General features: G+C 70.2%; 6 protein-coding genes and 2 rRNA genes. 3 read left to right on the top strand and 5 right to left on the bottom strand.

Annotated elements, in window-relative coordinates; translation table 11 throughout:
- The 3 genes from BLT82_RS32060 to BLT82_RS32050 all read left to right on the top strand — a co-directional run.
- A 23S ribosomal RNA gene (locus tag BLT82_RS32060) occupies positions 1–135 on the top strand; the annotation flags it as partial.
- An 87-nt stretch (positions 136–222) separates the two neighbouring features.
- Positions 223–339: ribosomal RNA gene (gene rrf, locus BLT82_RS32055) — 5S ribosomal RNA — on the top strand.
- Between the two features lie 197 nt (positions 340–536).
- A complete protein-coding gene (locus tag BLT82_RS32050; RefSeq protein WP_093661231.1) occupies positions 537–1088 on the top strand; it encodes a GNAT family N-acetyltransferase in 552 nt (183 codons plus the stop codon).
- Positions 1089–1105: 17 nt separating this feature from the next.
- On the opposite strand, the gene BLT82_RS32045 is transcribed toward BLT82_RS32050, so the two are convergent.
- Genes BLT82_RS32045 through BLT82_RS32025 form a run of 5 tightly spaced genes read right to left on the bottom strand, consistent with a single transcriptional unit; the run spans position 1106 to position 7954 of the window.
- Positions 1106–2761 carry a type IV secretory system conjugative DNA transfer family protein gene (locus BLT82_RS32045; RefSeq protein WP_404205640.1) on the bottom strand — a complete coding sequence of 552 codons (1656 nt, stop codon included), beginning with the start codon at positions 2759–2761 and terminating at the stop codon, positions 1106–1108.
- A gap of 2 nt (positions 2762–2763) precedes the next feature.
- Positions 2764–4170 (bottom strand): ATP-binding protein, encoded by a 1407-nt coding sequence (locus BLT82_RS32040; RefSeq protein WP_093661229.1) that lies wholly within the window; start codon positions 4168–4170, stop codon positions 2764–2766.
- 43 nt (positions 4171–4213) lie between these two features.
- Positions 4214–5767, bottom strand: coding sequence for an SCO6880 family protein (locus BLT82_RS32035; RefSeq protein ID WP_093661227.1), 1554 nt, complete (start codon positions 5765–5767; stop codon positions 4214–4216).
- A complete protein-coding gene (locus BLT82_RS32030; RefSeq protein ID WP_093661225.1) occupies positions 5764–7131 on the bottom strand; it encodes a hypothetical protein in 1368 nt (455 codons plus the stop codon). Before BLT82_RS32030 ends, BLT82_RS32035 begins: the two co-directional genes overlap by 4 nt.
- Complete coding sequence (locus BLT82_RS32025; RefSeq protein ID WP_093661223.1) at positions 7121–7954, bottom strand: hypothetical protein; 834 nt, start codon at positions 7952–7954, stop codon at positions 7121–7123. Before BLT82_RS32025 ends, BLT82_RS32030 begins: the two co-directional genes overlap by 11 nt.
- Between the last annotated feature and the right edge of the window lie 16 nt (positions 7955–7970).

Here is a 7970-nt window from a genome sequence, read left to right as displayed (position 1 = left end):
GCCTGCTTCGAGATGAGGACTCCCACCCACTTGATGGGGTAAGGCTCCCAGTAGACGACTGGGTTGATAGGCCGGATATGGAAGCCAGGTGACTGGTGGAGTTGACCGGTACTAATAGGCCGAGGGCTTGTCCTCAGTTGCTCGCGTCCACTGTGTTAGTTCTGAAGTAACGAACATGCCGAGACCACGTGTTGGTCGGCTGGTTCGACATCTTCATAGTGTTTCGGTGGTCATAGCGTTAGGGAAACGCCCGGTTACATTCCGAACCCGGAAGCTAAGCCTTTCAGCGCCGATGGTACTGCAGGGGGGACCCTGTGGGAGAGTAGGACACCGCCGAACAGTTTTTCAGGGAAAGCCCCGGACCATTGGTCCGGGGCTTTTCCGCGTTCAGGGGCGGATTCGATTCCCGACAGACCCGGACCCTGAAATCGTTCCATCCGGAACCAGCGTTGGACACCTCGCCGCGGCGCCGACCCGGCGGTCGGGTCCGGGAAATCTCCTTGGCGTACCGCCGTCGGCGCGGCCAGGATCGAAGCATGGACCACAACATTCGCGCCGTGCGAGCCGGCGAGTGGGAGAAGGCCCGGGAGATCCGGCTGGCCGCTCTGCGGGACCCCGCGGCGCCCATCGCCTTTCTGGAGACCTATGAGCATGCGGTGGACCGGCCGTCGGAGTACTGGCAGGACCGCACCGACGCCGCCGCGTCCGGGGTGGGCTTCCGCCAGTTCATCGCGGAGGACTCCGGGGGCCGCTGGGTCGGCAGCGTGACCGTAATGGTCGAAGGGCCGGCGGACGAAGTGAGGTTCGGGGAGGCCGCCAAGGTCGACCAGACGCATCTCGTGGGAGTGTTCGTACGGCCGGAGGCGCGGGGGATCGGCGTCACGGAGCAGCTGTTCCGTGCCGCCGTCGAGTGGTCGTGGGCGCTGACCGAGCCGTCGGTGGAGCGGGTGCGGCTGTATGTGCACGAGGGGAACGGCCGGGCGATGGCGTTCTACCGGCGATTCGGGTTCGTGCCGAGCGGCGACTCCGTGCCGGTGCCGTCGGATCCGTCGGCGCGGGAGTTCGAGTACGAGCTGCGCCGGACCTGAGGCGTCCCTCCGCCGGGTCAGCGCACCCCGGTGCCGTGGTCGGCGTCGTCTGCCGTCAGTGGCTGAGGCCAGCGGGCACGGCCCTGTTCCCGGGAGCGGAGCAGGGCGATCGTGGGCATACCCAGTCCCGGGCCCGTGGCCAGCAACTCCGGGAGGAGGGGCAGTGGCGCCACGGCGGCGATGTCGTCCAGGACGAGGGTGACTGGTGGGTCGAGCCGACCGTCGGATGACCGTGCGGCCATGCGGCGGCCGTGCTCGACCACGCTTGAGGTGAGGGCGGTGAGAAGCGGCATGGCCCCCGGGCGGGTGCGTGGGTCCTCGATCGATTCACCCACCACATAAAGCGTGCCCCCCTCGTCCACAAATGATTCCAGGATGAGCGAATCTGCTCGGTTGGGAGTGCAGGCCTCGCGGATGTGGACGGAGGAAAGGGCGCTCAGCGTACGGGCCGTCAGTTCCTGTGCGATGTCGCGGCGTTCGGTGTGCGAGGTGAGGGCCGACTCGAGCAGCCCCGCGAGGCCGGAGGCGGCCTGGTGATGGGTACGGAGGATACGCACGGGTTCATGGGCTCCGCTGCCCTGGGCCCAGCGGTGGACCTGCTTGAACGGGCGCCCGTCGACGGCGGCGGCGTGCAGCCAGCAGCGCAGGAGAGTTTCGGCAGTGTCCGCCACGGCTTCGTCGAGACGGGAGCAGGGCCGTACGGGGGCGAAGAGCGCGGCCGCCCGGCTCGCCGCGGTCGCCGGGTCCTCACAGCCGGTCGTCGGGGACCAGTGGAGTCTGTCGGGTGTGTCGCAGAGGTGGCCCGGGTCGTAGACGAGGACCGGGCCGAGCTTGGCCCTGCCGTCCTTCGTCTCCGCCCAGACGGTCGGGTCGGAGGTGACGACGAGCGCGGGGCCCGCGGCGTCCCGGATCGACTGGACGGCGGAAGTGCGCCGGACGGACGGGGCTCCGTAGAGGACGTGGGGGCGGCGAGAGGCCGGGACACCGGCAGGTTCGGACGGGGACGGGACAGCGGGCACGCAGGGCTCGGCGGGTGCCGCGGGTGCGATGTGCTCGATCGCCCTCGCGGATGGCATGGGGGCCGCCGCTTCGACGGGAAGCGCGGTACCGGGGCCGGCCACCGACTGCGCCGGCACGGGAGCATCCTCGGTTGCGGAGACGGTCGGCCGAGATCCCGGCTGATCCACGACCGTCACGGTCGCTCGAGGTGCCGGCTCGTCCCGCACTTTCACCGGAACCGGTGCGGCCGCGGTGGCTCTCCCGGTCTCCTGCCGCGACTCCCCGAGCTCCCTGCGCCGCGCCCGGACCGCGCGCCAGCGGGCCAGGGTGCCGAGGACGAACACCGCCAGAACCACGAGCGTCATCAACTGGCCGATGAGCAGACCCCAGAACAGTCCGTAGCCGGACAGCCGGTCGGCCGGTGTGGCGGGCCAGGCCGCCGGCAGGTCATGGGGGTCGGAGACGAGACTGCGTATGGCGAGCGGGGTGTTGGTGAACGTGACGCCGTCCGGCCAGGAACCGTGCGCGAACAGGCCCGCGAGGCCGGTCGCCGTCCAGACCAGAAGGGTCAGTCCGACGAGGAAGCCAAGGACGCCGAGGAGCAGGCCGTCCGGGATGCCTCGTTCCTCGTGCGGCTGGTCGCGTCCGGGACCGCCTCGCGGGTCGCGCGGCACCGTCAGGCCACCGTCGATTCGGAGGAGTCCAGGCGGCGCTGCTGCCGTTCGATGAAGGCCGCGCGCTCCTCCGTCTCCTGTTCCGCGGCCCGGACGTCCTCGGGGAGCGAGGACTCCGTCATCGCCCGGTCCGTGTAGACCAGGGGGCGTTCGGCTTCCGTCACCAGGTGTTTGACGACCTGGACATTGCCGTTGACGTCCCAGACCGCGATGCCGGGGGTGAGGGTGGGGATGATCTCCACGGCCCACCGGGGCAGCCCGAGTACTCTGCCCGTGGCCCGGGCCTCGTCGGCCTTCTGGGCGTAGATGGTGCGCGTCGACGCCATCTTCAGGATGGCGGCGGCCTCCCTGGCCGCGGCTCCGTCGACCACGTCGCTGAGATGGTGGACGACCGCGACGAAGGACAGTCCGAGCCGCCGGCCGAACTTCAGCAGCCGCTGGAAGAGCTGGGCCACGAAGGGGCTGTTGATGATGTGCCAGGCCTCCTCGACGAGGAAGATGCGCTTCTTCCGGTCGGGGCGGATCCAGGTGTGCTCCAGCCATACGCCGACGATCGCCATGAGGATCGGCATGGCGATGGAGTTGCGGTCGATGTGCGACAGGTCGAAGACGATGAGCGGGGCGTCGAGATCGATGCCGACGGTCGTGGGGCCGTCGAACATCCCCCGCAGGTCGCCGTCGACGAGCCGGTCGAGGACCAGGGCGACGTCCAGGCCCCAGGCCCGTACGTCGTCGATGTCGACGTTCATCGCCGCCGCCGACTCGGGCTCCGGGTGGCGGAGTTGCTCGACGATGTCGGTGAGCACCGGCTGCCGGTCGGTGATGGTCTCGTTGACGTACGCGTGCGCCACCTTGAGCGCGAAGCCGGCCCGCTCGTCGAGGCCGTGCCCCATGGCGACCTCGATGATGGTGCGCAGCAGCGCGAGCTGTCCGGTGGTCGTGATCGACGGGTCGAGCGGGTTGAGGCGGATTCCGTCGTCCAGGGCGGCCATCGGGTCGAGCCGGATCGGCGTTATTCCCAGCTCCTGGGCGATGAGGTTCCACTCGCCGACGCCGTCCTCGCCCTGGGCGTCGAGCACGACGACCTGTCGGTCGCGGAAGCGGAGCTGTCGCAGGACGTACGTCTTCTCCAGCGCCGACTTTCCGTTGCCGGACTCGCCGAGGACCAGCCAGTGGGGGGCGGGGAGCTGCTGTCCGTACAGCTGGAACGGGTCGTAGACGTAGCCCTTGCCGCTGTACACCTCGCGGCCGATGATCACGCCCGAGTCCCCGAGGCCGGGCGCGGCGGTCGGCAGGTAGACGGCCTGCGCCTGGCCCGTGGAGGTGCGCACGGGTGAGCGGGTCGTCTCGACCTTCCCGAAGAGGAAGGACGTGAACGACTCGGTGAGGACGGACAGCGGGTCTCGCATCGGATGAGGGCCCCTATCGGCGCGTGTCGGTGCGTGTCAGCCGCTATCGGCGGATGCCGGTGGCGAACGGCAGCGTGTTCACAAAGGCCCGGTGGTGCTCGCGGTCGCACCACTCCAGCTTCAGGTACGACTTGCCCGCCGAGGCCCTGATCGTGCGCTTGTCCCTGGCCAGGGCCTCGGGCGTACGCGACGACACAGTGATGTACCCGACAAGATTGACGCCTGCCGCGCCGCTGGCGAGATCTTCACCCCGCTGGTCGAGTCGGCCGTGTGCGGCGATGTCGCGGGGGTCGACGGTGCGGTTCATCTTGGCGGCGCGACTGGCCTCGGCCTCGTCGTTCGTCTTCTCCGTGAGCATGCGCTCGATGGCGACCTCGGTGGGCTCCAGGTCCATGCAGACCGCCACCGTGCGGATCACGTCCGGGGTGTGGACGAGCAGCGGGGCGAGGAAGTTGACGCCGACGGGGGTCATCGGCCACTCCTTGACCCAGGCGGTGGCGTGGCACCAGGGGGCGCGGGTGGCGGACTCACGGGTCTTGGCCTGGAGGTAGGTGGGCTCCACCGCGTCGAGTTCGGCGGGCCAGGCATTGCGCTTGGTCATGGCCTGGATGTGGTCGATGGGGTGGTCCGGGTCGTACATGGAGTGCACGAGGGAGGCGAGCCGGGCCTGGCCGAGCGGCTGGCGGACGCGGATGTCGGCCTCGGCGAGGCGGGCGCAGATGTCGGTCAGCTCGCGGGCCATGACGACCGCGAGGCCGGCGTCCTTGTCCAGCCGTTTGGCGCCGGTGGCGTGGCTGGCGGCGCGGGCCATGGTGTGGGCCTCGGCGGCCAGTTCCCGGGTGTAGTGCATGCAGGCGACCAGATAGGCGCGGTGCTGCTCGCTCGAGGTGGAGACCATCGACTGAAGCTGGTCGTAGGACTGCTGGAGCCAGGCTGGGGCGCCGTGGTCGCCGCGCTGGGCCACGTCCTTGGCGTGGGCGTCCGGGTCGGCGGGCAGGGTGCGGGCGAGCATCTGAAGGCGCGTCACGAAGCCGTCGCCGTTGGCGACATGCTTCAGCAGCGTGCCGAAACGGTCCACCAGGGCTTCCTGGTCCTCGCTGTCCCGCAGGCCGACGCCGGGGCCTTCGATCTCGATGGCGGCGGTGACGGTGCGCCGGTCGGCGTGCAGCAGTACGGCGATCTCGTCCGGGCCGAAGGGCGCGGCGAGCCAGTTGATCCGGCCGATGCCGGGCGGCGGACCGATCTCGACCTCGCGGCCGTCGACGCGGGTGCCCGCCTCGATGGCGCCGGAGCGGTAGACGGTGCCCTGACGCAGGGTGCGCTTGTAGCTGCGGTTGATCTCGTACCAGCGGTAGAAGGTGCGCTGCTTGTACGGCACGTACACGGCGGCCAGCGCGATCAGCGGGAAGCCCATGAGCAGCACGATGCGCAGGGACAGGACGGGTACCAGCAGTCCGCTCATCATGCCGAGGAACGCGCCGGCGATGATCAGGGCGATCTCGCCCGTCTCGCGGTTCTTGCCGATGATCGCGTTCGGCCTGGCCCGGCCGATCAGATACGTGCGGCGGGGCGCGATGGCCGGGGACTGCGTCGTCAACGCCCTCCACCTCCTGTGCTTCCTGTGCTCGTGCCGGTGGTGCTGCCGGAGTTCCTGCGGTGGCCGTGCGGGGTGCCGCCCGGGCCTCCGCTACGGGGCGGAGGTGCCGCCGTGGGGACGCTTCCGCCGCCCCCGCTCGCGGTACCCGCTCCGGCCCCGCGTGTGCTGTGGGCGGCGACTCCGCCCGCGACCGGGCTGGGGGCGCTGCCGCTTCCGGATCCGCCCCCGCCCGGCTGGTGGGTGCGGCTGCTGTGGGTCTTGATGCCCTGGGAGACCAAGGCGGCGGGCGAACTGATGACGGCGGCGGCCTTGTTCTCCGCGCTGTTCTGGAGTCGGTTGTTGCGGGAGGCGGCGATCTCGTCGCCGAACCCGGGAACGAAACGGTAGATCATCGCGGAGGCGAAGATCGCGAGCAGGATGATGGCGAGTCCCGTGACGACTGCGGAGAACGAGTCCGGCCCGTCGTCGGCGGACAGTGCCCCGGCAAGGCCGAGCACGATGACGATGACCGGTTTGACGAGGATCACCGCGATCATGATTCCGGCCCAGCGCCGGACGTGGCCCCACATGTTCTTGTCCACGAGACCCGAGTACACGACGACGCCGAGCAGGGCGCCGACGTACAGGAGGACGGCGCGGAGGAACAGCTCCAGGTAGAGGATGCCGGCGGCGACGATCGTCACCAGCGACACGACGATCAGCATGATCGGCCCGCCGCCGATGTCGTCGCCCTTCTGCAGCGCCTCCTTGAAACCCCCGAAGAACACGTCGGTCTGGCCGCCGGTGCCCTGGGCGATCACGTCGGTGATGGAGTCGGTCGCGGACACCAGTGTGTAGAGGATCAGCGGTGTGAAGGCGGAGGCGAGGACGGTGAGCCAGAGGAAGCCGACGGCCTCGGAGACGGCGGTGGCGAGGGGGACGCCGCGGATGGCGCGCTTGGCTACGGCGAGCAGCCACAGGAGGAGGGTGAGGAAGGTGGCGGCGGCGAAGACGACGGCGTACTGGCCGAGGAAGGTGGCGTTGGTGAAGTCCACTTCGGCGGTGGACTTCACGGCCTTGGAGAGGGTGTCGACGACCCAGGCGGCGGCGTCGGCGCAGCCGCGGGCGAGGGAGGAGAGGGGATCGAGGGCGCCGGCGGGGTCGTCGAGAGAGGGGGCGCGGCGGGCGGCTCCGCCGGATTCGCCGTTCTCGCAGTAGTCGCGGGCGGGGCCACGGATCAGGTCGCACGGGTTGTTGCTGCCGCTCGGGCCGGGTGTCGGGGTGGGTGCTGCGGCGACACGAGCAGCCGTGACCGTGAGGACGGCCTGCAGTCCGCAGACGGCTGCGGCCAGGGCGGCCGCGCGGCCGGAGCGCTTACCGGGCATAGGTGAACCCTCCGAACTGTTCCACCGCGTCGGCCATTTCCTTGGCGCTCGAAGCCGCTTGGTCGCGGCCCACGGGCACGGGCCCGTCCTTCTGCGCGTGCCCGGTGATCTTCCAGCCTCCGTCGATCCACTTCATGTCGTAGGTGGTCGTGTACCAGCTCTCGGAGACGGGGTTCTTGGAGCCCTCCCCGGCCAGGCCGAACAGCGACGAGTACCAGACGGCCACGACTGCGGTGTCGCCGACGAACTTCTCCACCTTGGTGCCCACGGGCACGACGCGAGAGATGAAGGTGAGGCCCTCGGGGGCGGTGCCGTCCTCCCGCAGCCCGATACGGGAGAGGAATCCCTTGTCGGCGTAGACCTTGTCGAAGTCCGCCTGCCGGGCGGCCAGCACTTCGGGGGCGTACACGGCACCTACGATCTCGTGGCGGCGTGCCTGGTCGTACATCTCGGCCGAACCGAGCGCAACCGCGTAGTTCGCCGCCGCGCTCTGGGCTCCCTGGTCGTCCCTCGCGTAGCCCGCGGGGATTCCTGCGTGCTTGTCCGCGACCGGGCGGATGCCCGTGGCCGCGGTGGGGGACGTGCCCTTGGCCGTGTCGGTGGTTCTGGGGGAGTCCGTGCCGTCGCCTCGGTTGGCGAAGGCGATGGCGGCGATGAGGAGGACGACCACGCCCACGACCGTGACGAGGGAGCGGGAGTTGCGGGTGGGCCGGCGGGCGCCGCCGTAGACGTCGCCCGTGCCGCCTTCGGGGAGGCGGGTGCGGGTCTGGCCCGTGCCGCCGGCGCCGCTGCCGAAGCCGTCGGTCTCGTCGTCGTAGCTCATGCCGCGTGCGCCCCCT

The sequence above is a fragment of the Streptomyces wuyuanensis genome, assembly GCF_900103455.1.
Taxonomy (GTDB): Bacteria; Actinomycetota; Actinomycetes; order Streptomycetales; family Streptomycetaceae; genus Streptomyces; species Streptomyces wuyuanensis.
Note: the sequence above shows the minus strand (reverse complement) of the source record. Positions and strands in the feature narration are given on the sequence as shown.

Coding starts and splice junctions, on each gene's coding strand:
- BLT82_RS32040 (WP_093661229.1), bottom strand. CDS start 4,170: ATGCGAGACCCGCTGTCCGTCCTCACCGAGTCGTTCACGTCCTTCCTC.
- BLT82_RS32050 (WP_093661231.1), top strand. CDS start 537: ATGGACCACAACATTCGCGCCGTGCGAGCCGGCGAGTGGGAGAAGGCC.
- BLT82_RS32030 (WP_093661225.1), bottom strand. CDS start 7,131: ATGCCCGGTAAGCGCTCCGGCCGCGCGGCCGCCCTGGCCGCAGCCGTC.
- BLT82_RS32025 (WP_093661223.1), bottom strand. CDS start 7,954: ATGAGCTACGACGACGAGACCGACGGCTTCGGCAGCGGCGCCGGCGGC.